The sequence below is a fragment of the Streptomyces sp. WAC05292 genome (assembly GCF_003949955.1).
In the GTDB taxonomy this organism is placed as follows: domain Bacteria; phylum Actinomycetota; class Actinomycetes; order Streptomycetales; family Streptomycetaceae; genus Streptomyces; species Streptomyces globosus.
This window is the reverse complement of the sequence record NZ_RPSE01000001.1, coordinates 16,236-39,828: the sequence shown is the minus strand read 5'-3', so window position 1 is coordinate 39,828 and position 23,593 is coordinate 16,236. Positions and strand designations below refer to the sequence as shown.

At 71.8% G+C, this 23,593-nt stretch carries 20 protein-coding genes and 1 riboswitch; of the genes, 9 read left to right on the top strand and 11 right to left on the bottom strand.

Features of this window, described 5'->3' with window-relative positions; all coding sequences use genetic code 11:
- Window positions 1-41 precede the first annotated feature (41 nt).
- The gene (locus EF903_RS00185) at window positions 42-947 is read right to left on the bottom strand and encodes an LLM class flavin-dependent oxidoreductase (RefSeq protein WP_125540535.1); all 906 of its coding nucleotides are present in this window, start codon (window positions 945-947) and stop codon (window positions 42-44) included.
- A 118-nt stretch (window positions 948-1,065) separates the two neighbouring features.
- On the opposite strand from EF903_RS00185, the gene EF903_RS00180 reads away from it, so the two are divergent.
- Window positions 1,066-1,950, top strand: a complete 885-nt coding sequence (locus EF903_RS00180; RefSeq protein ID WP_125540534.1) for a Cof-type HAD-IIB family hydrolase — start codon at window positions 1,066-1,068, stop codon at window positions 1,948-1,950.
- Between the two features lie 51 nt (window positions 1,951-2,001).
- Here EF903_RS00180 and cydD read toward each other — a convergent pair whose 3' ends face one another.
- The 3 genes from cydD to EF903_RS00165 all read right to left on the bottom strand — a co-directional run bounded on the left by cydD (window position 2,002) and on the right by EF903_RS00165 (window position 8,156).
- Window positions 2,002-5,568 carry a thiol reductant ABC exporter subunit CydD gene (cydD, locus tag EF903_RS00175; protein WP_125540533.1) on the bottom strand — a complete coding sequence of 1,189 codons (3,567 nt, stop codon included), beginning with the start codon at window positions 5,566-5,568 and terminating at the stop codon, window positions 2,002-2,004.
- Between the two features lie 65 nt (window positions 5,569-5,633).
- Window positions 5,634-6,635 (bottom strand): cytochrome d ubiquinol oxidase subunit II, encoded by a 1,002-nt coding sequence (cydB, locus tag EF903_RS00170; RefSeq protein WP_125540532.1) that lies wholly within the window; start codon window positions 6,633-6,635, stop codon window positions 5,634-5,636.
- Window positions 6,636-6,653: 18 nt separating this feature from the next.
- The gene (locus tag EF903_RS00165; RefSeq protein WP_125540531.1) at window positions 6,654-8,156 is read right to left on the bottom strand and encodes a cytochrome ubiquinol oxidase subunit I; all 1,503 of its coding nucleotides are present in this window, start codon (window positions 8,154-8,156) and stop codon (window positions 6,654-6,656) included.
- A 187-nt stretch (window positions 8,157-8,343) separates the two neighbouring features.
- Between EF903_RS00165 and EF903_RS00160 the strand changes: the two genes are divergently transcribed.
- Window positions 8,344-8,712 carry a cyclophilin-like fold protein gene (locus tag EF903_RS00160; RefSeq protein ID WP_390335706.1) on the top strand — a complete coding sequence of 123 codons (369 nt, stop codon included), beginning with the start codon at window positions 8,344-8,346 and terminating at the stop codon, window positions 8,710-8,712.
- Window positions 8,713-8,787: 75 nt separating this feature from the next.
- Here the strand turns inward: EF903_RS00160 and hisC are convergent, their stop codons facing one another.
- Window positions 8,788-9,867 (bottom strand): histidinol-phosphate transaminase, encoded by a 1,080-nt coding sequence (gene hisC / locus EF903_RS00155; protein WP_125540529.1) that lies wholly within the window; start codon window positions 9,865-9,867, stop codon window positions 8,788-8,790.
- 361 nt (window positions 9,868-10,228) lie between these two features.
- On the opposite strand from hisC, the gene EF903_RS00150 reads away from it, so the two are divergent.
- The 3 genes from EF903_RS00150 (at window position 10,229) to EF903_RS00140 (ending at window position 13,776) form a co-directional block, all read left to right on the top strand.
- A complete protein-coding gene (locus EF903_RS00150) occupies window positions 10,229-11,344 on the top strand; it encodes a LacI family DNA-binding transcriptional regulator (protein ID WP_125540528.1) in 1,116 nt (371 codons plus the stop codon).
- Window positions 11,345-11,560: 216 nt separating this feature from the next.
- Window positions 11,561-12,793 (top strand): metallophosphoesterase, encoded by a 1,233-nt coding sequence (locus tag EF903_RS00145; RefSeq protein ID WP_125540568.1) that lies wholly within the window; start codon window positions 11,561-11,563, stop codon window positions 12,791-12,793.
- Window positions 12,794-12,945: 152 nt separating this feature from the next.
- A complete protein-coding gene (locus EF903_RS00140) occupies window positions 12,946-13,776 on the top strand; it encodes a hypothetical protein (protein ID WP_185902477.1) in 831 nt (276 codons plus the stop codon).
- Between the two features lie 24 nt (window positions 13,777-13,800).
- On the opposite strand, the gene EF903_RS35790 is transcribed toward EF903_RS00140, so the two are convergent.
- A complete protein-coding gene (locus EF903_RS35790; protein ID WP_312845872.1) occupies window positions 13,801-14,574 on the bottom strand; it encodes a hypothetical protein in 774 nt (257 codons plus the stop codon).
- A gap of 236 nt (window positions 14,575-14,810) precedes the next feature.
- Between EF903_RS35790 and EF903_RS00130 the strand changes: the two genes are divergently transcribed.
- Window positions 14,811-15,947, top strand: coding sequence for a glycosyltransferase (locus tag EF903_RS00130; RefSeq protein WP_260614680.1), 1,137 nt, complete (start codon window positions 14,811-14,813; stop codon window positions 15,945-15,947).
- A gap of 116 nt (window positions 15,948-16,063) precedes the next feature.
- Here the strand turns inward: EF903_RS00130 and thiC are convergent, their stop codons facing one another.
- On the bottom strand, window positions 16,064-17,851 hold the full coding sequence (thiC, locus tag EF903_RS00125) for a phosphomethylpyrimidine synthase ThiC (protein ID WP_125540527.1): 1,788 nt from the start codon (window positions 17,849-17,851) through the stop codon (window positions 16,064-16,066).
- A riboswitch (TPP riboswitch) is annotated at window positions 17,846-17,988 on the bottom strand. (Overlaps the previous gene by 6 nt.)
- Before the next feature lie 72 nt (window positions 17,989-18,060).
- Here thiC and EF903_RS00120 point away from each other — a divergent pair.
- The gene (locus EF903_RS00120; RefSeq protein ID WP_399419799.1) at window positions 18,061-19,479 is read left to right on the top strand and encodes a YibE/F family protein; all 1,419 of its coding nucleotides are present in this window, start codon (window positions 18,061-18,063) and stop codon (window positions 19,477-19,479) included.
- Between the two features lie 19 nt (window positions 19,480-19,498).
- On the opposite strand, the gene EF903_RS00115 is transcribed toward EF903_RS00120, so the two are convergent.
- The 4 genes from EF903_RS00115 to EF903_RS00100 form a co-directional block, all read right to left on the bottom strand.
- Entirely contained in the window at window positions 19,499-19,948 is a 450-nt protein-coding gene (locus tag EF903_RS00115; protein WP_125540525.1) for an SsgA family sporulation/cell division regulator, read from the bottom strand.
- A gap of 97 nt (window positions 19,949-20,045) precedes the next feature.
- A complete protein-coding gene (locus EF903_RS00110; protein WP_125540565.1) occupies window positions 20,046-20,783 on the bottom strand; it encodes an IclR family transcriptional regulator in 738 nt (245 codons plus the stop codon).
- A 305-nt stretch (window positions 20,784-21,088) separates the two neighbouring features.
- Window positions 21,089-21,316 carry a DUF5326 family protein gene (locus EF903_RS00105; protein ID WP_125540524.1) on the bottom strand — a complete coding sequence of 76 codons (228 nt, stop codon included), beginning with the start codon at window positions 21,314-21,316 and terminating at the stop codon, window positions 21,089-21,091.
- 199 nt (window positions 21,317-21,515) lie between these two features.
- A complete protein-coding gene (locus EF903_RS00100) occupies window positions 21,516-21,833 on the bottom strand; it encodes a cupin domain-containing protein (protein ID WP_114058315.1) in 318 nt (105 codons plus the stop codon).
- Window positions 21,834-21,920: 87 nt separating this feature from the next.
- Here EF903_RS00100 and EF903_RS00095 point away from each other — a divergent pair, with 87 nt between their 5' ends.
- Together EF903_RS00095 and EF903_RS00090 are read left to right on the top strand one after the other, a co-directional pair.
- On the top strand, window positions 21,921-22,304 hold the full coding sequence (locus EF903_RS00095; RefSeq protein ID WP_125540523.1) for a phage holin family protein: 384 nt from the start codon (window positions 21,921-21,923) through the stop codon (window positions 22,302-22,304).
- 38 nt (window positions 22,305-22,342) lie between these two features.
- On the top strand, window positions 22,343-23,518 hold the full coding sequence (locus EF903_RS00090) for a cystathionine gamma-lyase (protein WP_125540522.1): 1,176 nt from the start codon (window positions 22,343-22,345) through the stop codon (window positions 23,516-23,518).
- Window positions 23,519-23,593 lie beyond the last annotated feature (75 nt).

The following is a 23,593-nucleotide window of genomic DNA, read 5'->3' as shown; positions in this document are numbered from 1 at the left end:
CCCGCCCCCCGGCCGGCAGGCCGGGGGGCCGGCCGGGGGGCTCAGCGGGCCAGCTGGGCCAGGCCCTCCGTGGCGATCTCCTCGAAGACGCGCTCGTCCGAGGCGAAGTCGGAGTCGGGGATCGGCGCGTGGATCACCAGCTCCGTGAACCCGAGTTCCTGATGGCGGCCCGCGAAATCGACGAAGGCATCCACGGACCGCAGCATGGTGTTGCGCTCCGGGGTGAAGCCGGTCAGCAGGATCCGCTCGATCGAGGAGGTGTCCCGCCCGGCCTCGGCGAGCGCCTTGTCGAGGCGGCTCGACTGTCCCCGCAGTGCTTCCAGCGACTGCTCGGGGGTCCCTTCCTCATACAGCTTCGGGTCGCCGGTGGTCACCCAGGCCTGGCCGTGGGCGGCGGCGAGCTTCAGACCGCGGGGGCCGGTCGCGGCGACCGCGAACGGCAGCCGGGGCTGCTGGACGCAGCCGGGGATGTTGCGCGCCTCGTCGGCGGAGTAGTACGCACCCCGCGCGCTCACCGCCGGTTCGGTCAGCAGCCGGTCCAGCAGGGAGAGGAACTCGGCGAAGCGATCCGCGCGTTCTCGCGGGGTCCATGGGTCCTGCCCCAGCACGCTCGCGTCGAAGCCGCTGGTTCCCGCCCCGATGCCGAGCGTCACCCGCCCGCCGGAGATGTCGTCCAGCGTCATGAGTTCCTTGGCGAGGGTCACCGGGTGGCGGAAGTTCGGCGAGGTGACGAGCGTGCCCAGCCGGAGCCGCTCGGTGGCCGCTGCCGCTGCCGTGAGGGTGGGAATCGCGCCAAACCAGGGAAGGTCGCGGAATGACCGCCAGGACAGGTGGTCGTAGCTGTAGGCGGTGTGGAAGCCCAGTTCTTCGGCGCGCCGCCATTGGTCGCGACCGCCTTCGTGCCACGGACGTACAGGCAGGATCACCGTGCTCAGACGCAGACTCATGCGATTGAGCGTAGGGCCGTGTGATGTTTCACGTGAAACCGAGCAGGCCGCTGTTTCACGTGAAACATCGCCACCGCGGCCGCTCCGTCAGCGGATCGAGACCTGTCGCCGCAGGTGCATGGGTGAAGATGGACCCGTGACCTCGGCTCCCCAGCGCCCGGAAGGGCCCACCCCGACCCCCCGGCTCATCGCCACCGACCTCGACGGCACCCTGCTGCGGGACGACAAGTCCGTCTCACTGCGGACCGTGGCCGCTCTCGCCGCTGCCGAGGAGGCCGGGATCGAGGTCTTCTTCGTCACCGGGCGCCCCGCCCGTTGGATGGACGTGGTCAGCGAGCACGTGCACGGGCACGGCCTTGCGATCTGCGCGAACGGCGCGGCGGTCGTCGACCTCCACGCGGGCCGCAGCTTCGTCGAGGTGCGGGCCCTGCCCCGAGCCACCGCCCTCACGGTCGTGCAGACGCTGCGCGCCGTCGCCCCCGGCACGTCGTTCGCGGTCGAGATGACCACCGGCATCAACTACGAGCCCCTGTACCCGCCCTTCTTCCAGGACCCGGGTGCCAATGTCGCAACCGCGGAGAAGCTGCTGGACGGGGAGGGCGACGACACCGCCGCTCCCGTGCTGAAGCTCCTGGCCCACCACCCCGAGCTCGCCCCGGACGCGTTCCTGGAGCTGGCCCGGACCGCTGCGGGCGGACACGCCTCGATCACCCGGTCCAGCCCGACGGCCCTGCTGGAGATCAGCGGCCTGGGCGTGTCCAAGGCCAGCACCCTGGAGCTGTGCTGCGCCGAGCGGGGGATCACGCCGTCCGAGGTGGTCGCCTTCGGCGACATGCCGAACGACGTGGAGATGCTCCGCTGGGCAGGCACCTCCTACGCGATGGGCAACGCCCACCCCGACGTCGTCGCGGCCGCTTCGGGCCAGACGGTCGCCAACAACGAGGACGGGGTCGCGGTCGTCATCGAGCGCATCCTCGCCGACCTCGCCGCACAGCGGGGCTGACGCCGGCGCGAGGCCGGCCCATCCGATCAGCCGGCCCGTCCGATCGAACGATCAGCGGGAGAGTCCGGCCAGCACGCCGTCGGCCCTCCGCTCCCGCTCCAGCAGCCGGCGCAGCGGGCCGTCCACCGAGGCGAGTTCGGCGTACGGACCGCGCTGTGAGACCGCACCGCCGTCCAGGACGATCACCTCGTCCACGGCCTCCAGGCCGGCCAGCCGGTGCGTGATCAGCAGGGTGGTCCGCCCCTCCGTCGCGGCCAGCAGGTCGGCAGTCAGCGCGTCCGCGGTCACCAGGTCGAGGTGCTCGGCGGGCTCGTCCAGAACCAGGACGGGGAAGTCCGCCAGCAGGGCACGGGCCAAGGCCAGACGCTGTCGCTGTCCTCCCGAGATCCGCTCTCCGTGCTCGCCCACCAGAGTGTCGAGGCCGTCGGGGAGTCCCTCGGCCCAGTCCAGCAGCCGGGCCCCGGCCAGAGCCCGGCGCAGGTCATCCTCGCTCGCCTCGGGGCGCGCCAGGCGCAGGTTCTCCCGTACGGAGCTGTCGAAGATGTGGGCGTCCTGGGCGCACAGGCCCACCAGCCGGCGGACCTGGTCGCCGTCGAGGGTGCGGGCGTCCGTCCCGGCCAGGGTGTAGGAACCGGCCACCGGGTCGAGGAAGCGGAGCAGGACGTGCGCGAGCGTGGTCTTGCCGGCTCCGGAGGCGCCGACGACGGCCGTGCGCCGTCCGGCCTCAAGGACCAGGTCCAGTCCGTTCAAGGCGTCGTGCTCCTGGCCCGGGTGCCGTGCGGTGAGGCCCGTGAGGCGGAGCGGGAAGGGCGAGGCGGGGGCCTCCACGGGCCGTTCCGGCTCGGCGACCGGCTCGGGGGTGTCGAGGACCTCGTGGAGCCGCTCGGCGCTGCGGAGCACGCGCTGCCGGAACTGCACCGCCTGCGGCAGCCCGGCGACGGCCTCGAAGGCGGCCAGGGGGGTCAGGACCGCCACGGCCATGGCGACACCGGAGAGCCGGCCGTCCTGGACGGCTGCGGCGGCGAACGCCGCGGCCGCGGCGACCGTGAGCCCGCACACGAGAGCGGACAGGCCGCTGCCAAGTCCGGTGGCGGCCGCCCCGCGGGCGGCGATGGCCGTCAGGGTCCGGTCGCTGTCCCTGACCGCCTCCTTGCGGCGGCCCAGGGCGCCGGCGACGGCCAGCTCCGCGGTCCCGGTCAGCAGGTCGGCTGTCCGGGTGGCGAGCTCGCCGCGGACGGGGGCGAGCCGGCGCTCGGCCCGGCGGGCACACGCGCCGCTGACCAGCGGCACCCCGACGCCGGCGGCGAGGAGCCCGGCGGCGAGGACGGCGCCGGCCTCGGGCAGCAGCCAGGCGGTGAAGGCGACCGACCCGCTCCCGACGAGGACTGCGGTGCCGACCGGGAGCATCCAGCGCAGCCAGTAGTCCTGGAGGGCGTCCGCGTCGGCGACGAGCCGCGCCAGCAGGTCGCCACGCCGTTGCCCGCGCAGCCCGGCGGGGGCGATGCGCTCCAGCCGCCGGAAGACGGACACGCGCAGGTCGGCCAGCATGCGCAGGACGGCGTCGTGCGAGACGAGCCGCTCCGCGTACCGGAACACGGCGCGACCGATGCCGAAGGCGCGTGTGGCTGTGACGGCCATCATCAGGTAGAGCACGGGCGGCTGCTCCGAGGCCCGGGAGATCAGCCAACCGGAGACCGCCATCAGTCCGACGCTGCATCCGACGGCCAGTGCGCCGAGCAGCAGTCCGAGACGGAACCGCCCCTGCCACGCTCGGGCGGCTGCCCTGACCCGGCGCAGGTGGCCCGCCCCGGCGGCGTGACCCGCTCCGGCCGGCGCCGACTGATCTGCTTCGGCCGGCTCCGAGGTGACCGGCACGGCGGAACCGCGGAACCCGCCGTCGCCGGCGGCCGGGGCCGGCCGTGCGGCGGCGGCTCCGGGGGCGGGCTCACCGGCGGGGTCCGCGAGGGCGGATCCGATCTCGACGACCCGGTCAGCGAGGGCGAGCAGCGCCGGCCGGTGCACGACCAGCAGGACGGTCCGGCCGGCCGCGAGGCGCCGTACCGCCTCCACGACGGCGGCCTCGGTCTCCCCGTCGAGCGCGGCTGTCGGCTCGTCGAGCAGCAGCACCGGCCGGTCGGCGAGGAAGGCGCGGGCCAGCGCGATCCGCTGCCGCTGCCCGGCCGAGAGCCCCGCCCCGCCCTCGCCGAGCACCGTGTCGGCACCCTGCGGCAGAGCCCCGACGAACTCCCGGGCTCCGGCGTCCTCCAGGGCCCGGGCCACGGCATCGTCGGAGGCGTCGGGCCGGGCGAGGCGCACGTTCTCCGCGACCGTTCCCGCGAAGAGGTGCGGCCGCTGGGGCACCCAGGCGACGTGCTGCCGCCACTCATCCGGATCGAGGGCGGACAGGTCGGTGCCGCCGATCCGCACCCGTCCCGCGCTCGGCGCGGTGAATCCCAGCACCACCTGCAGCAGGGTGGACTTGCCGGCGCCGCTCGGGCCGGTGAGGGCCACGCATTCGCCGGGCCCGACGGTGAGGGAGACCGCTGCGGGCGAGTCCGCGCCACGCCCGGGATACCGGACGGCCACCCCGTCGACATCGAGGGAGAATCCGGCCGGACCGGGGGCGGGGAGGGCAGCCGGCATGCCCGGCACCGGCCGAGGGGCCGGCGTTTCGAGCACCTCGAAGACCTCCTCCGCAGCGGCGAGCCCCTCCGCGGCCGCGTGGTACTGGGCGCCGACCTGGCGCAGCGGCAGGTACGCCTCGGGCGCCAGGATCAGCACCACCAGCCCGGTGTAGAGGTCGAGCTCGCCGTGGACGAGCCGCATGCCGATGGTCACGGCGACGAGCGCCACGGAGAGGGTGGCGAGCAGTTCCAGCGCGAAAGACGACAGGAACGCGATCCGCAGGGTCTGCATGGTGGCCCGGCGGTAGTCGCCGGTGATCCGGCGGATCGATTCGGCCTGCGCCTTGGCCCGGCCGAAGACCTTGAGCGTCGGCAGACCGGCCACGACATCGAGGAAGTGCCCCGACAGCCTGGACAACAGCTGCCACTGCCGGTTCATCCGGGACTGCGTGGCCAGCCCGATCAGCACCATGAACAGCGGAATCAGCGGCAGGGTGACCACGATGATCGCCGCAGACACCCAGTCCTCGGTGACGATGCGGGCGAGGACGGCGGCCGGGACGGCCACCGCCAGGCCGAGCTGCGGCAGGTAGCGGGAGAAGTAGTCGTCGAGGGCGTCCACGCCCCGGGTGGCCAGCGCCACCAGGGAGCCGGTCCGCTGCCCGCTCAGCCAACCGGGCCCCAGGTCGGCGGCCCGGTTCAGGAGCTGTCCGCGCAGGTGCGACTTGACGGCGGCCGAGGCCCGGTGGGCGGCCAGCTCGGTCAGCCACGCGAGCAGGCCGCGCCCCAGCGCGACGGCTGCCAGGAGCAGCAGGGGCCTCTGCAGGGCCTGAGCGTCGAGGCCCTTCTCGAAGGCACCCACCACGATCTCGGCGATCAGCATCGCCTGGGCGATGACCAACCCCGCCCCGGCGCACCCGAGGACTACGACGGCCCCCAGGAAGAGGCGGGTGGACCTTGCGTACCGGAGCAGGCGCGGGTCGATCGGTTTCACGTGAAACATCCCTCAGGAGACGGATGGCCGGGTCGAGGCGGCAGGCGCCCCGACCCGGATGGGGCTCAGTGCGCGTCGGCGATGTGCTGCGTACCGATCCGCTTGCGGAACACCCAGTAGGTCCATCCCTGGTAGAGCATGACGACGGGGGTGGCCACCGCCGCACACCAGGTCATGATCTTGAGGGTGTAGGGGCTGGACGCCGCGTTGCTGACCGTGAGGCTCCATGCGTCGTCCAGCGAGGACGGCATCACGTTCGGGAAGAGCGTCAGGAAGAGCATCGTGACGGCCGCCGCGATGGTGACGCCGGACAGGGCGAACGACCAGCCTTCCCGCCCCGCGATGTTGGCCCCCAGTGCCCCGGCCAGCGCGGCCACGGCGACGGCGAACGCGACCAGGCTGGTGCCGTCGCCGTGCGCGGCCTGCGTCCAGCCGAGGAACCCCGCGGCCGCCACTGCGGTGGCGACGCCCAGGCGGGTCGCCAGTGCGCGCGCCCGGTCGCGGATGTCACCCACGGTCTTGAGCGCGGCGAAGACGGCTCCGTGGAAGGTGAACAGGGCGAGGGTGACCAGGCCGCCGAGCAGGGAGTATCCGTTGAACAGGTCGAGGACGCCGCCGACGTACTCCTTGTTCCGGTCGATCTCCACGCCGTGCACGATGTTGGCGAACACCACGCCCCACAGGAACGCGGGGATCAGGGAGGTCCAGAAGATCGCGTGCTCCCAGTTGGCCTGCCACCGCTCCTCGGCCCGCTTGTGCCGGTACTCGAAGGCGACACCTCGGATGATCAGGCACACCAGGATGGCGAGGAGCGGCAGGTAGAAGCCGGAGAACAGGGTGGCGTACCAGTCCGGGAAGGCGGCGAAGGTCGCGCCGCCCGCGGTGAGCAGCCACACCTCGTTGCCGTCCCACACCGGCCCGATCGTGTTGATCAGGACCCGCTTCTCGGCGCGGCCGCGGGCCAGCAGCTTGGTCAGGACCCCGATGCCGAAGTCGAAGCCCTCCAGGAAGAAGTAGCCGGTCCACAGGACGGCGATGAGCACGAACCAGACGTCGTGGAGTTGCATGGCGGGATCCCCTCAGCCTCAGTACGAGAAGGCCATCGGCCGGTCGGAGGTGCCGTCCCCGCCGATCCGGGTGGGCGGGTTGAGGTCGGCCTCGGTGAGCTCGGGCGGGCCGGCCTTGACGTACTTGACCAGGAGCTTGACCTCGATGACGGCGAGTACGGCGTAGAGCGCGGTGAAGATCGCCATCGAGGTGAGGACCTCGGCCTGGGACACGCCGGGCGAGACCGCGTCCCGGGTGCGCAGCACCCCGTAGACGACCCACGGCTGGCGGCCCATCTCGGTGAAGATCCAGCCCCAGGAGCTGGCGATCAGCGGGAAGCCGAGCGTCCAGACTCCGGCGAGCCAGTACAGGCGGGTCAGGCGGGCGCCGAGGGGCGTGCGGAAGAGGACCAGGTGCGGCCGTTCGTCCTCGCCGGTCCGCAGGGCGGCCGGCAGCAGGAACTTCCGCCGGGTCAGCCAGAGGCCGACCGCGCCGATGGCGAAGGAGGCCATGCCGAAGCCGATCATCCAGCGGAAGCCCCAGTAGGCGACGGGGATGTTCGGCCGGTAGTCGCCGGGGCCGTACTTCTCCTGCTCGGCCTTGTTGACGTCGTTGATGCCGGGAACGAAGGAGTCGAAGTCGCTGTCGGCGAGGAAGGAGAGGAGGCCGGGCACCTCGATGGCGACCTTGTTGTGGCCCTTGTCCACGTCTCCGTAGGCGAAGATCGAGAACGGGGCGCGCTCCTCGCCGTCCCACAGGGCCTCGGCGGCGGCCATCTTCATGGGCTGCTGCTTGAACATGACCTTGGCCAGTACGTCGCCGCTGACGGCGACGAGCGCACCGCCGATGACGACGGCCACCAGGCCGAGCCGCAGCGAGGTGCGCATCTCCGGGATGTGCTTGCCGCGCATCAGGTGGAAGGCAGCGATGCCGACCATGAAGGCGCCACCGGTCAGGACGGCCGCGGTGAGGGTGTGGAAGACCTGGGCGAGCGTGGTGTTCTGCGTCAGGACCAGCCAGAAGTCGGTCAGCTCGGCCCGTCCGCTCTCCGGGTTGATGCGGTAGCCGACGGGGTGCTGCATCCAGGAGTTCGCCGCGAGGATGAAGTAGGCGGAGAGCACCGTGCCGATCGAGACCATCCAGATGCAGGCGAGGTGGATCTTCTTGGGCAGCTTGTCCCAGCCGAAGATCCACAGGCCTATGAAGGTGGACTCGAAGAAGAAGGCTATGAGGGCCTCGAAGGCCAGCGGGGCGCCGAAGACGTCGCCGACGAACCGCGAGTAGTCGGACCAGTTCATGCCGAACTGGAACTCCTGAACGATGCCGGTGACGACGCCCATCGCGATATTGATCAGGAAGAGCTTGCCCCAGAACTTCGTCGCCCTGAGGTACTTCTCCTTCTCGGTCCGCACCCAGGCCGTCTGGAGGACCGCGACCAGCGCGGCGAGGGAGATCGTGAGGGGGACGAAGAGGAAGTGGTAGACGGTCGTGATGCCGAACTGCCAGCGCGCCAGTGTTTCCGGCGCCAAAGCTACGTCCACGTCGTCATCTCCTTCAGGTCGCCGTGGATGGCCGCTTCCGACCCGTCCGCTTCCAGCCGATACCGGGAGGAAGCAGGCGAGCTTGTGAACGCGTTCACATTCACAAGCATTATGGCGCATCCCTTTCGGCGACTTTCAGCCGGGGTCCCCCTGGTACGCGAATTCAACAGATTGTTGAATGATGCGCATGAAGATTCGCATCTCCTGGCCCGCGGGCCACCTCACCGCAACCCTCGACGAGACCCCGACCAGCAAGGCTCTGGCCGAGGCGCTCCCGATCTCCGCCTCGGCCCACACCTGGGGCGAGGAGGTCTACTTCGACACCGGCGTCAGCGTCGCGCTGGAACCCGGTGCACGGCAGGTCGTCGAGCCGGGCACCGTCGCGTTCTGGACCGAAGGGGACGCCCTCGCGCTCCCCTACGGCCCCACCCCCGTCTCGCGCGGCGGCGAGAGCCGCCTCGCGAGCCCCTGCAACGTGCTCGGCTCCTTCGACGGCGACCCCCGCCTGCTGGCCACGGTCCGCGACGGCGACCCCGTCCGCGTGGAGCGCGCGTAGGGCGCACGCCCCCGCCCCGCGGCCCACGCGCCCGGTCTCCGGGCACCGCACCCCCGAGTGCTCCGTCCGCGATCGCTACATCTGCTTGAAGAAGGCCTCGGCCGTGTGCAGGAAGAGGTCGTTCGCCTCGGGCTCGCCGATCGTGACCCGCAGGCCCTCGCCCACGAAGGGCCGGACCACCACACCGGCCTTCTCGCAGGCCGCCGCAAACTCGGCCGTGCGCTCGCCCAGCCGCATCCACACGAAGTTCGCCTGCGTGTCCGGCACCGTCCAGCCCTGGCCCAGCAGCGCCTCGTGGACGCGGTCGCGCTCGCACACCAGCGCGCCGACCCGGCCCATCAGCTCGTCCTCGGCGCGCAGCGAGGCGACCGCCGCGTCCTGGGCGAGCTGGCTGACACCGAACGGCACCGCCGTCTTCCGCAGCGCCGCGGCCACCCGCTCGTGCGCCACCGCGAAGCCGACGCGCAGCCCGGCCAGGCCGTACGCCTTGGAGAACGTGCGCAGCACGCACACATTGGGGCGGTCGCGGTAGAGCTCGATGCCGTCGGGCACCTCGGTGTCGCGGACGAACTCGCGGTACGCCTCGTCGAGGACCACCAGGATGTCCGAGGGCACCCGGTCCAGGAAGCGCTCCAGCTCGGCGCGGCGTACCGCGGTACCGGTGGGGTTGTTGGGGTTGCAGACGAAGATCAGGCGGGTCCGCTCCGTGATCGCCTCGTACATCGCGTCGAGGTCGTGCACGTCCCCGTCGGTCAGGGGCACCTGCACGGACGTCGCGCCCGAGATCTGCGTGATGATCGGGTAGGCCTCGAAGGACCGCCAGGCGTAGACGACCTCGTCGCCGGGGCCCGCAGTCGACTGGATCAGGGACTGGGCCACGCCGACGGAGCCGGTGCCGGTGGCGATGTGGTCCGCCGGGACGCCGAACCGCTCGGCGAGCTCGTTCACCAGGTCCGTGCACGCCATGTCGGGGTAGCGGTTGAACCGGCCGGCGGCGGCCACGGCGCTCTCCAGCACGCCCGGCAGCGGCGGGTAGGGGTTCTCGTTCGAGGACAGCTTGTACGCGACGGGACCGCCGGCGGCGGCGGGCTTGCCCGGCTTGTAGGTCGGAATGCCGTCCAGCTCGGCGCGCAGCTTCGGGCTCTTCTCGCTCACCTGGGGTCCTCCTCGACCGTCCCGTCCGACGTCGCCGTCGACTCAATACTGCTCACCTTATGAGGATTCCGCCGTCCCGAAAATGGCCGCGCCTGGATTGCGGGGGAGCGCACGCATATATGCGTGCGCCGGTGGCCTGCGCCGTGGCGCGCATCCCTCGTACAGGTGAGTTGGTGCGGGGCGCGGGCGCGTCCGTTTTGGCATGCCCGTACCCGACGACAAAGGGCCAGCTCACTCTCCGCAGGCAAATACCTTTGTTTCCAAGGTCATTGAGGGCCACGAACCATGCAGAAACGTGCCTGTCAACGCGTGCATATGCACCCGGCCCCCCTGCCGTACCGCGCCCTACTATCGGCTCGCCATGACAGCAGCAGGGAAGCACCAGGTGAGCCGGACCGAGACCACCCGGCGGGCCGCCGGCCGACAGGGCCGGGCCGGCATCAGGGACGTGGCCGCCGCAGCGGGCGTCTCGATCACGACCGTCTCCGACGCGCTCAATGGCAAGGGGCGGCTGCCGGACGCCACCCGCCGCCACGTCCGCGAGGTCGCCGACCGGCTGGGCTACCGCCCCTCCGCCGCCGCCCGCACCCTCCGTACCGGCAAGTCCGGCCTCATCGGCCTGACCGTGACCACGTACGGGGATGAACCTTTCACCTTCACCGAGTTCGCCTACTTCGCCGAGATGGCCAGAGCCGCCACCTCCGCCGCGCTCGCCCGCGGCTACGCCCTCGTCATCCTCCCCGCCACCTCCCGGCACGACGTGTGGTCCAACGTCGCCCTCGACGGCACCGTCGTGATCGACCCCTCGGACCACGACCCGGTCGTCAGCGAGCTCGTGCGCCAGGGCCTCCCGGTGGTCTCGGACGGCCGCCCCGCCGGCACCCTCCCCGTCACCGCCTGGGTGGACAACGACCACGAGGCGGCCGTACTCAACCTGCTCGACCACCTCGCCGCCGCCGGCGCCCGCCGCATCGGGCTGCTGACCGGCACCACCACGGACACCTACACCCGCCTCTCCACCACCGCCTACCTCAACTGGTGCGAGCGCACCGGCCAGGACCCGGTCTACGAGTCCTACCCCGCTCACGACCCGTGCGCCGGCGCCGTCGCGGCCGACCGCCTGCTCGCCCGCCCCGACCGCCCCGACGCCGTCTACGGACTCTTCGACCCCAACGGGACCGACCTGCTGGCCGCCGCCCGGCGCTACGGGCTGCGGGTTCCCGAGGACCTGCTCCTCGTGTGCTGCAGCGAGTCCACCGTCTACGCCAACACCGAACCGCCGATCACGACGCTGTCCCTCAAACCGCGCCGTATCGGCACCGCCGTCGTACAGCTCCTCATCGACGCCATCGAGGGCGTGCACACCGGCCGCCCCGTCGAGCAGGTCGTCCCCACGGAGCTGATCGTCCGTACGTCGTCGCAGCGCAGGAGGCCCCGGACCACGGTCAGTGCGCCCAGGTCACCGGCCCAGGACTGACCGCCGCGCCTCCCGGCAGGCGGGGTCGGGGACCCCGCCGCGCAATTCGACAGTGCCGATTTCGGGAGAAAGCGGCAGGAACGATCGGTTCCGCACAGGATTCACCACCCCTGGTGCGTCACACAGCGCGAGCCGCATTCCTATGATGGGCGCACGACATCACGGATCCTCCGAGCCGGAGGCCAGGGGGATCCGCAGGTGTACGGCAGCGCGACGGTGGTGGAGGGGTCGATGACTCAGGGGGCCGGTCAGGGACCCGCGATGCGGACGGAGACGCTGCGGGACTTCCGGGTGCCGGTCGACGAGTCCCATCCGTACGGCGCGCCCGCGGGACGTCCCGAGGAGGCGCCCGTCTACGGCGAGTACCCCGCCTACTACGGCGAGCCCGCGCCGGGATCGGCGCCTCCGCCGCCCGCACCCCCGGCGCACGCCCCCGTACCGCCGCCGGCTCCGGCCGTACCGCCCGTCCCTGCGCAGCCGCCGGCCGGCGGGCCGCCCGCGCAGGGCAGCGGCCACGCCGACTACACACCCACCCAGCGCGACCTGCCGGTCATCACCCGCGCGGCCGTCGGCGGCCCGGGTGACACCGTCCAGGTCCAGTACGTCCCCCAGGACTCCCCGACCGGGCCCGGGCCGCTCTACGTCGTCGGCGACGTCCACGGCTACCTCGACGAACTCGTCGCCGAGCTGCAGGCGCAGGGCCTCATCGACGCCGACCGGCGCTGGTCCGCGGGCAACGCCCGCCTGTGGTTCCTCGGCGACTTCACCGACCGCGGCCCCGACGGCATCGGCGTGATCGACCTGGTCATGCGGCTCTCCGCCGAGGCAGCCGCCGCGGGCGGCTACTGCAAGGCCCTCATGGGCAACCACGAACTGCTGCTCATCGGCGCCAAGCGGTTCGGCGACACCCCCGTCGCCTCGGGCGCCGGCACCGCGACGTTCCAGGCGGCCTGGCTGCTCAACGGCGGCCAGCGCACCGACATGGAGCGCCTGGAGGACGTCCACCTCCAGTGGATGTCGCGGCTGGACGCCGCCGTCCTCGAGGACGGCCACCTGCTGCTGCACTCGGACACGACCGCGTACCTCGACTACGGCGACTCCGTCGAGGACGTCAACGACACCATCCACGAGCTGCTCAACCGCAACGACGCCGACATCACCTGGGACCTGTTCCGCAAGTTCACCAAGAGGTTCGCCTTCCGCGACGAGGAAACGGGCCCCCAGGCCGTCCGCGAGCTCCTCTCCACCTACGGGGGCAGCCGCATCGTGCACGGCCACAGCCCCATCCCCTACCTGCTCGGCGAGGTCGGCACCGAGGACGGCGACGAGTCCCGCGGCCCGGAGGTGCACGGCCCCCACGTGTACGCGGACGGGCTCGCCATCGCGATGGACGGCGGCGTCACCATGGCCGGCAAGCTCCTGGTGCAGCAACTCCCCCTCCCCGAATGACGCTTGTCACGAGCGGGGCAATTCACGAAACCCCCTGTCACGGCGCGGCATGGGCCCTCTACCATCGCCCTATCCGTAGCAGGCTCTCCTCCGTTTGCGCCGGCTGACCCCGAATCCACGCGGGTAAACCGGCCGCCACGGAGCATCGGGGGATGCACATGAACAGCGCTCCGCACCTGCTGGCCGAGGACCGGCCCGAATTCGACCGGCTCCTCGACGAGGCACTGCGCACCGCACACGAGCGGCCCGAGCTCGCCGCGCTCGGCGAGCGGCTGAGCGCCGGACAACTGCGGGCCATGGCGGTCGGGGCCAGTGCCCTGCTGACCGCCGCGGCAGCGGCCGAGTACGACCACTTCGTGCAGGTGCGCGGCGCACGCCGCACGGAGATCCGCTCCACGCCGCGGTCGGGCGGCCCCGGGGGCGTCGCGGAGGAGAGCGGCGCCGGGCTCAGCGCCGTCGTCGCGGTCCTCGCGCCGGTCCTCGCAGCCGCCGCCATGCTGATCTTCCTGCTGGTCGGCTACGTCCTGAAGGCGATCGAGCCCGAACCCGCCTTCGCGGACACCCTGCTGACGGCGGGGTGGTTCTTCGGGGCGCTGACGGCGGTCACCCTGCTCGGCGCGGTCGTCGGGCTGCTGGTGACCGCCCTGCGGAACCGGGCGACGGAGGTCGTGGCCGGAGCCGAGGACCGGGCTGCGCCCGACGAGGTCTCCCTGGCTCGCGAGGCCTGGCGGCAGGCACTGCTGGAGCGGGGCATCCTGCCGTTCCTGCGGGATGCCCTCGCCGCCCCCGGCGCGGGGCCGGAGCACGCCGCGCCCGGCACGCCGAAGGCCGGGCGCATCCCCGATCTGGGGTACACCCGGCCCGACTTCAGCAGTCCCCGAGCCCCGTCGCAGGGGGCCCGGCCCGGCTACACCGCTCCGGACTTCAGCGGCCCGGAGTTCGGCAGCCCGGGGTTCGGCAGCGCCGGCCGCGAGCCGCTCTGACGAAGTGCGGCCGGCAGCACAGCGCTAGTGCGCGTCCGCCGGACGGAGGTTCATGTCCTCCTGCGCGACCGACTTGTTGGCGAACCGGGCGAGGCCGTTGGCCCCGGCGACCGGCTGCGGGTTGGCCGCCGTCCACACCTCGTTGCAGGTGAGGGAGTCCGGGGTGCCGGGGTTGATGGTGCAGCTCGTCTCGTAGATCTCCCCGCCTGTGGTCAGCACCTCGATGTTGACGATGTTGGCCTGGGAGGAGACCGATACGGCGCATGCGTCGGTCGGGTACGTCTCGCCGGTGTCCGTCAGGTCGTACCAGCGCCAGGGGGTGGGGGCAGGCGTCAGGTCCCGGATGCCGGCATAGGTGACGGTGTCGGAGAGCACCGCCTTGACCTCGCGGGCCGCCGCGGGCCGGACGGCGTCCACGTCGAAGCACTGGCCGCTGGCGCCCTGGGGGCCGGTGGGGCCCGTCGGCCCCGTGGCGCCGCGCGGACCGGTCGGGCCGGTGGCGCCCGTCTTGCCCTTGGGCCCGCGCGGACCGGTAGGACCGACCTTGCACTTGTCGCCGCCGGCGGGCTGGGCGGAGACCGCCGGCGGGTCCGTCGCCTTGTTCGCCGCCGCCAGGTCGCAGTGGTCGCCGGTGTCCGACACCACCGCACCGGCAGGCCCGGGCGCTCCCACGGCGGCGGGGGCGGCGACGGCCGCACCCATGACCAGGGCCAGGGAGGCGAAGGTGCCGCCGGCCAGCCAGCCCGCCCGGCGGGGCAGCGGTCCCAGCGAAGATCGGGTCCTGTCCTCAGAACTCATGTAGCGCTCCTCCTGCACACGGGATCGAATGCCTTCCCGAAGCCCGTACACGAACGCGGACTCCGCGAGGAGACACTCTGTGCAGACCCGCCCGCCACCGCTGACCGGCTCGCCCGCCGGTCATTAAAACGGACGAGAACAAGGGGCCACTTGGCGGTGCGCACGGCAGCCGCGCGGGGCCGCCCTCCGGCGTGCCGCCCGGTGGAGGCGGCGCCGCGTCCCTAGGGTCGGCGGCCGTGAAACCGACCATCTGCCTCTGCATGATCGTGAAGAACGAGTCCGCCGTCATCGAGCGCTGCCTGGACTCCGTGCGGGACCTCATCGACACCTGGGTCATCTCCGACACCGGGTCGACGGACGGCACCCAGGACCTCATCCGCAAGGCGCTGCACGGCATCCCGGGCGAGCTGCACGAGGAGCCCTGGACCGACTTCGGCCACAACCGCAGTCTCAACATCGCGCACGCCCGCGACAAGGCCGACTACCTCCTGCTCCTCGACGCCGACCTCGTCCTGCGGCGCAACGGCCCGCTGCCCGAGCTCACGGCGCAGTCGTACATGCTCCGCCACGAGGGTTCGACGGAGTACCGGATCAAACGGCTGGTCCGCGGCGACCTGCCATGGCGCTACGAAGGGGTCACCCACGAGTACCTGACCTGCGACCGCCCCGGCGAGTACGAGGACCGCCCGAGTGTGCAGGAGAACCTGGACGCGCTCTCTGTCGTGGACCACGCGGACGGAGGCTCGCGCCACGACAAGTTCGAGCGCGACGCCCGGCTGCTCGGGGCCGAGCTGGAGCGGGACCCCTCCAACACGCGGACGGTCTTCTACCTCGCCCAGACGATGCGGGACATGGGCGAGACCGCCGAGGCCATCAGGCTCTACGAGCAGCGCGCCGCCATGGGCGGCTGGGAGGAGGAGGTCTACTACGCCCTGCTCCAGTCCGGCGTCCTGCGCGCCGAGTCCGGCGACTGGCCCGGAGCGATGGACGCCCTCACCCGGGCCTGGGAAACCCGGCCCACCCGGTTGGAGGCCTGCTACGAACTGGCCTCGCGGCTGCGGGTGCAGGGCCGCCACCACTCCGCGCACGCGGTCACCAGTGCCGTCCTGGACCGGCCGGCCCCGCCGGACCTGCTGTTCGTGCACCCCTGGGTGTACCGGTGGGGACTGCTCTTCGAGCACTCGATCACGGCGTACTGGGTCGGTGACATGGACGCCTCGCTGCGTGCCTGCGACCGCCTGCTGGCGCTTTCCGACCTGCCGGAGGTCTACCGCAGGCAGACCGAGGCGAACCGCGGCTTCGCGCTCGCGGGCGGCGGCTCTCCCCTTCCTGTTTCACGTGAAACATCGCCCCAGCAGCCGACCGCGGTCTGACCGGCCTGCACCCGGGTCGCCGGACCTCCCGGCGGGGACCGCCGGGAACGGCAGCGCGGGGCGGGCCCGCGGCTCCCCCCATGGGTCGCGGATCCGCCCCGCCGGTCCCCGGGGGATCAGTCGGCGAGCGGGAGGTACACCCTGTTGCCGCTCGCCGCGAACTCGGCGGACTTCTCCGCCATGCCCGCCTGGATCTCCTCGGCCTTCAGGTCTCCTCCGTGCTCGCGGCGGATGTCCTGCGAGATCTTCATCGAGCAGAACTTCGGACCGCACATGGAGCAGAAGTGCGCGGTCTTGGCCGGCTCGGCCGGGAGGGTCTCGTCGTGGAACTCGCGCGCCGTGTCCGGGTCGAGGGCCAGGTTGAACTGGTCCTCCCACCGGAACTCGAACCGCGCGTCCGACAGGGCGTCGTCCCACTCCTGGGCGCCCGGGTGGCCCTTGGCCAGGTCGGCCGCATGCGCCGCGATCTTGTACGTGATGACGCCCGTCTTGACGTCGTCGCGGTTGGGCAGGCCCAGGTGCTCCTTGGGCGTGACGTAGCAGAGCATCGCCGTGCCCCACCAGGCGATCATCGCGGCGCCGATGCCCGAGGTGATGTGGTCGTAGGCCGGTGCCACGTCCGTGGTGAGCGGGCCGAGCGTGTAGAACGGCGCCTCCTCGCAGATCTCCTGCTGGAGGTCGATGTTCTCCTTGATCTTGTGCATCGGGACGTGCCCGGGGCCCTCGATCATGGTCTGCACATTGTGGCGCTTGGCGATCGTGTTCAGCTCGCCGAGCGTCTTGAGCTCTGCGAACTGCGCCGCGTCGTTGGCATCCGCGATGGAACCGGGGCGCAGGCCGTCACCGAGCGAGTAGGTGACGTCGTACGCCGCGAGGATCTCGCAGAGCTCCTCGAAGTTCGTGTAGAGGAAGTTCTCCTTGTGGTGCGCCAGGCACCAGGCCGCCATGATCGAGCCACCGCGGGAGACGATGCCAGTCTTGCGGCGGGCGGTCAGCGGGACGTACGGCAGCAGCACGCCGGCGTGGACCGTCATGTAGTCGACGCCCTGCTCGGCCTGCTCGATGACCGTGTCCTTGTAGATCTCCCAGGTCAGCTCCTCGGCCTTTCCGTCGACCTTCTCCAGCGCCTGGTAGAGCGGCACGGTGCCGATCGGCACGGGGGAGTTGCGCAGCACCCACTCGCGCGTGGTGTGGATGTTGCGGCCGGTGGAGAGGTCCATGACCGTGTCGGCGCCCCAGCGGGTGGCCCAGGTCATCTTCTCCACCTCCTCCTCGATGGACGAGGTGACGGCGGAGTTGCCGATGTTGGCGTTGACCTTCACCAGGAACCTCTTGCCGATGATCATCGGCTCGATCTCCGGGTGGTTCACGTTGGCCGGCAGGACGGCACGGCCGGCCGCGATCTCCTCGCGGACCACCTCGGGGGAGACGTTCTCGCGGATCGCGACGTACTCCATCTCCGGGGTGACCTCGCCGCGGCGCGCGTACGCGAGCTGCGTGACGGCCTGGCCGTCGCGCCCCCGGCGGGGCAGGCGCGGTCGGCCGGGGAACACCGCGTCGAGGTTCTTGAGGCCCCCGCGCGGCGACGTGTGCTTGATGCCGTCGTCCTCGGGGCGCACCGGGCGGCCCGCGTACTCCTCGGTGTCGCCGCGGCCGATGATCCAGTTCTCGCGCAGCGGGGGCAGCCCGCGGCGCACGTCCGTCTCGATCTGCGGGTCGGTGTACGGCCCGGACGTGTCGTAGAGCGTCACGTCCTTGCCGTTGGTGAGGTGGACCTGGCGAACCGGCACGCGGATGTCGGGGCGGGAGCCCGCGACATAACCCTTGTGCCAGCCCGGCTGGCGCTCGGTCTGGCCGTCGGCGTCCCGGCCGGCGGCAGGCGTGCGTGCGTCCTGAATGGTCATGAGACCTGATCTCCCTACGCCGGCATTACCCGGTAACAGGTTCGGCGGTCGGCGCAGCCTCCTCCCGTACGCATGTCCGCGCGTACGGTGATCAGCGCCCTCTCAGCCCGGTGCTCCGAGCTCCCGCGTTGTGCAAAGGTGCCCCCACGCTAGCGTCATCTGTGGCGTGCTGAACAGTGGGCCCCCTCATCTCTTGCGATGATCAGCCGGTGACGCCCTCGACGACGCCCCCCGGCGAGCCCATCGATCCGCACGAGCCCCCGCCCTCGGGCGGCCGTGCACCGAACGGCCGCGGCCACTCCCACGAACCGGGCCACTCCCACGGCCACGGGCACGGGCACGGGCACAGCCACGGGCACGGGCCGGCGGCGCCCGTCTCGAAGCACCTGCGCAAGGTCATCGCCGCCGTGCTGATCCCGTTCGCCGCCGCCGTGTTCGTCGGCATGGCCGTGCTCTGGCCGAACGGCGCTCCCGCGCACGAGCGCTCCGGGGTGGGCTTCGACCGCCAGACGGAGCAGGCCCGCGTGGTCGCGCTGGAGACCGTCGACTGCAAATCGGTGAACGCCTCCCAGGTGCCGCCGACGGGCGACACCTCCACCCCCTCGGGCCGCGAGGCGGTCGCCCGGCAGAACGGATCCTGCAAGAAGGCCACGGTCGAGGTCGGCACCGGGCCCGACAAGGGGCGGACCTTCTTCGAAATCGTCCAGCCGGGCGCGCCGCGCCAGTTGGCCGACGGACAGGAGGTCGTCGTGGCCTACGCCCCGGACGCGCCCCGCGACCTCCAGTACTCGGTCATCGACGTCAACCGCAAGCTGCCGCTGGCCGTGCTCGCCGGCCTCTTCGCGCTCGTCGTGGTCCTGGTGGGCCGCATGCGCGGGCTGTTCGCGCTGATCTCGCTCGCCATCAGCTTCACCGTGCTGACGCTGTTCATCCTGCCGGCGATCCTGCAGGGCGCCAATCCGCTGCTCGTGGCGGTCATCGGAGCCAGTGCCATCATGCTGGTCGCCCTCTACATGTGCCACGGCCTGACCGCCCGGACCTCGGTCGCGGTCCTGGGCACACTGGTGTCCCTGCTGCTGATCGGCCTGCTGGGCTCGGTGTTCATCGACTGGGCGTTCCTCAGCGGCAACACCGACGACAACACCGGGCTGATCCACGGCCTCTACCCGGAGATCGACATGAGCGGCCTGCTCCTCGCGGGCGTCATCATCGGATCGTTGGGCGTTCTCGACGATGTGACGGTCACCCAGACGTCGGCCGTGTGGGAACTCCACCAGGCGGATCCGTCGATGGGACCGCGGGCCGTCTACCTCGCGGCCATCCGCATCGGCCGGGACCACATCGCGTCGGTGGTCAACACGCTGGTCCTGGCCTACGCGGGCGCGGCGCTGCCACTGCTGCTGCTGTTCTCGATCGCGAACAGCAGCATGGGGTCGGTGGCAAACAGCGAGCTCGTCGCGGAGGAGATCGTGCGAACCCTGGTGGGGTCGATCGGCCTGGTGGCCTCGGTGCCGGTGACCACGGCCCTGGCGGCGCTGGTCGTCTCCGCGGACCGGCCCGGCTCCCAGGGCGCCGGCGGCACACCCGCGGCGGGCCGGGGCGGTCGGGGGCGCCGGCGCAAGCGCTGATCCGGCCGCGTCCGCCGGGCTAGCCCGCGTTCTGCTCGTTCTGCCGCGCCTCGGACAGGATTCGGTCGAGGGCTTCGTCCAGGCTGCCCTCGAAGTCGCCGAGGCTGCGCTCCTGCCCGAGCGGAACGATCCGGTCGGTGCGGTCGAGGAAGGCGACGAGCGGGGCGGCGCCGGCCCGGAACAGCGCCCGGTCGCTGCCGACCTGCAGCCGGATGTGGACGTCCGACAACTCGTCGGGAGAGGTGGGGGCGACGTGCACATCGCCCTCGCCGCACGGCTTGTTGATGCCGTCGAGGAGGAGTTCCCGCCCGAACGCCCAGGTCACCGGGGCATCCCCGGGAAGGTGGAAGGTCAGGCGCACCGCATACGGATCGCCGGCGTCGTACCGGAGCTCCACCGGGATCCGGAACGAGAGCTCCTCGGAAACGAGGAAGCTCATCATGACCTCTGCCTGAACCGATTCGCGCATTGCCTACCCCGCTGTCGTGGAAGTGGCCAGGAATGACCCCCCGAGACCCTCTTGACAAGGGTGGTGGAAGCCATCGCGGATCACAAGGAGTGAGTTTTCAGATACTGATAGAGAACGAGAGGGTGCTCAACAGCGCGCCTACTTCACTCCGTAGTCGTCCGACTACACAGGGCAACTTGTCAGCCTGGTGCAAGGGGAGAGAAATCGCCATGGTCGCGGCGGCGTCCCCTGCGGTGATCGGGATGGCCGCGCACACCGTGCCCAGCGCGTACTCCTGGTGCTCCGTCACGGGCTGCATGCGGCCGAGCGATCCGATGCGCTGCTCCAGCGCGCGCTGGTCCCTGACCGTGTACGGGGTGATGGCCTCGACGGGGTGCCGGTCGTAGTAGTCCCGGCGGGTCTCCTCGTCGAGCTGGGCCAGCAGGCACTGGCCGATCGCGTGGGCGTGGCCCGTGGCGCGGAAGTCCGCCCACTCCTCCACCGCCGGGTCGGAGGGCGTGTCCGAGACGCCCACCACCTCGATCTCCCCGTCCCGGAACACCGCGAAGTACACGGGGGCGCCGACCGCGTCGCGGAAGTGGGCCAGCGAGTCGAGAATCATGCTGCGACGTTTCTGCTGCATCCCGCCGCCCGCCAGCCGTCCGGCCGCGGCCCCGAGGACGAACACGCCGCCCTCGCGGCGCAGGTATCCCTCGTAGGTGAGCGTGCGCAGCAGGTGGTACGCGGTGGGCAGCGGGAGGCCGGCCTCACGCGCGAGCTGTTTCGCCGGGGCTCCCCCGCTGTGGGAGCCCGCTGCTTCGAGCAGCCGCAGCGCCCGCTGCACCGAACCGATCAGCGTGGACACACCGGCATTGTGAACCGGAGACACAGCTCACCCCCAGGCCTGGCGGCGGGCCAGGGGAGCCCGCCCTGCGGGGGCCGCCCCCGCCACACGCCGCGGGTCCTGGGGGTCATGCTCGGGCCATGAGTGGCATAGCCGCAGGTCACAGCGGTGCTTTCGGCGTTCGCTCCCAGGAGCGGCACAGGCGCGACTCTATCCACCGTCGCGCGCGCCGCGAGTTTCCGCGTGCCCCACGTTCCCCCACTCGGGTTAACCGCGGCGGACGCCGCACTCGCCCCGCGGAGCCGCCCCGGCCGCCGCTACCAGTCGCGTGAGGAGGACTTCGTGCTGCTCCCGCCGAACTTCTTCACCAGGAAGACCAGTCCGCCGACCAGCGCCGCGAACAGCAGCAGCTTGAAGGCGAACCCGATCAGGGCACCGAGGATGCTCGTGATGACGCCGCCGAAGACGAACAGCACCAGAAGGGGGATCGCAACCCACTTCACCCACCAGGGCATGCCGGCGAACGTCTCTCGGATGCCGTCCATTGCTCGACCTCTTCCTCTTCCGCCCGCGTGGCCGCGTGCGCGTCGCATGTCGTCGTACGGTCGTGTTTCCTGACTCGATGCTAGGAGGGCGCGGACGCCGGCGGGGGCCCGCGAGCCCCCGGAGTCCCCTGATCCGGCCCTTAGGGGACTCCGGGGCCCGACCCGGAGGCGGACCCTGCGCGGATCCGGTGCCAAGCGGTCAGGCCTCCGGCGGAGAGAACACCACCAGCACCTTCAGGTCCTCGCTGATGTGGTGGAACTTGTGCGGGACCCCGGCCGGCACGTAGACGACACTGCCCCGGGCCACCGTTGTCGTCTCCTCCCCGACCGTGATCGAGGCTCGGCCGCTCACGACGAAGTACACCTCGTCCTGGCGGTGCGGCTGCTGCGGGTCGCTCTGGCCGGCGTCGAGCGCGTACAGGCCGACCGACATGTTCGGCTCGCGCAGGAACTGCAGGTAGGCGCCGTCGTTCGCGAGGCGCTCCGCCTCGAGCTCGTCCAGCCGGAAGGCCTTCATCGTCGTTGTGCCCCTCGTGTTCTCGCGTCCCGGCATCGGCGGATCCGCCGATGTCCCAGCGGGATCTTCTCTGCCACGATCAGACACATGACGAATTTCGTAGTCAAGACGCTGGCGAACGCCGCCGCCCTCGCCGTGGCCATCTGGCTGGTCTCCGGCATCACGCTGGACGACCACTCCAGCTCCCTGGGGCACAGGACGCTGACCCTGGTGCTGGTCGCCCTGGTCTTCGGCCTGGTCAACCTCATCGTCAAGCCGGTCGTGAAGTTCCTGTCGCTGCCGCTGTTCGTCCTCACCCTGGGCCTGTTCACCCTCGTCGTGAACGCCCTCATGCTGCTCCTGACGTCCTGGCTGGCCAAGCAGCTCGACCTCAGCTTCCACGTCGAGGGCTTCTGGAGCGCCCTCCTCGGCGGCCTGATCATCTCCGTCGTGTCATGGGCAGTGAACCTGGCCCTGCCCGACAAGGACTGACCGGCCGCAGGGCCCGCCCACCGCGAAGGAGCACACGCATGATCGGGAACGACCGCACCGAGGGCCGGGCCCCCGCACCCGCCCCGGCGGGGGAGGGCACCCGCGCCGTGCGCGCAGGCCTTCCGGAGCCGGTGAAGAACGAGCCGCCGCTGCCCGGCCCCGTCTTCGCCGCCCACTTCCACCTCCCCGGGGAGGTGGAGGGCCCGTACACCTACGGGCGGGACACCAACCCCACCTGGACCCTGCTGGAGCAGGCCATCGGCGAGCTGGAGGCGCCCGGCGCGGACGGCGCGCAGACCGTGGTCTTCGCCTCCGGCATGGCCGCGGTCTCCGCCGTCCTCCTCTCCCAGTCCCGGGCCGGCGACACCGTCGTCCTGCCCGACGACGGCTACCAGGCACTGCCCCTGATCCGCGAGCAGCTCGCGGCGTACGGGGTCCGCGTCCGCACCGCCCCCACCGGCGGCGACGCCCAGCTCACCGCCCTGGACGGCGCCAGGCTGCTGTGGATCGAGACGCCCTCCAATCCCGGACTGGACGTCTGCGACGTACGGCGCCTGGCCGAGGCGGCACGGGCGGGCGGCACCCTGGTGGCCGTCGACAACACCCTCGCCACCCCGCTCGGGCAGCGGCCGCTGGAGCTCGGCGCCGACTTCTCCGTGGCCAGCGGAACCAAGGGGCTGACCGGCCACGGCGATGTCCTGCTCGGCTACGTCGTCTGCCGCGACCCGGAACTCGCAGCGGGCATCCGGCGCTGGCGCAAGATCATCGGCGCCATCCCGGGCCCCATGGAGGCCTGGCTGGCCCACCGCTCCCTGGCCACCCTCCAACTGCGCACCCACCGCCAGTGGTCCAACGCCCTGGCCGTCGCCGAGGCCCTGGCCGGACGGGCCGAGGTCACCGGGCTCCGACACCCGGGACTGCCCGGCGACCCCTCGCACGCCACGGCCGCCCGCCAGATGCAGGGCTTCGGCTCGGTCGTCTCCTTCACGCTGCCCGACCGGGCCCACGCCGAGCGGTTCATGGCGGCACTGCGCCTGGTCGAGGACGCGACGAGCTTCGGCGGCGTCCGGTCCACCGCGGAACGGCGGCGCAGGTGGGGCGGCGACGCCGTCCCGGAGGGCTTCATCCGCTTCTCCGCCGGCATCGAGGACGGGGTGGACCTGGTCGCGGACGTGCTGCGGGCCCTCGACGACGCGGCCGCGGACGCGTCCTGAGCAGGCGCGGAAGGCGGTCCGAGCCTCCCCCCTCCTGGCTCGGACCGCCTTCGGGTTCCACGCAAGAACCACGCG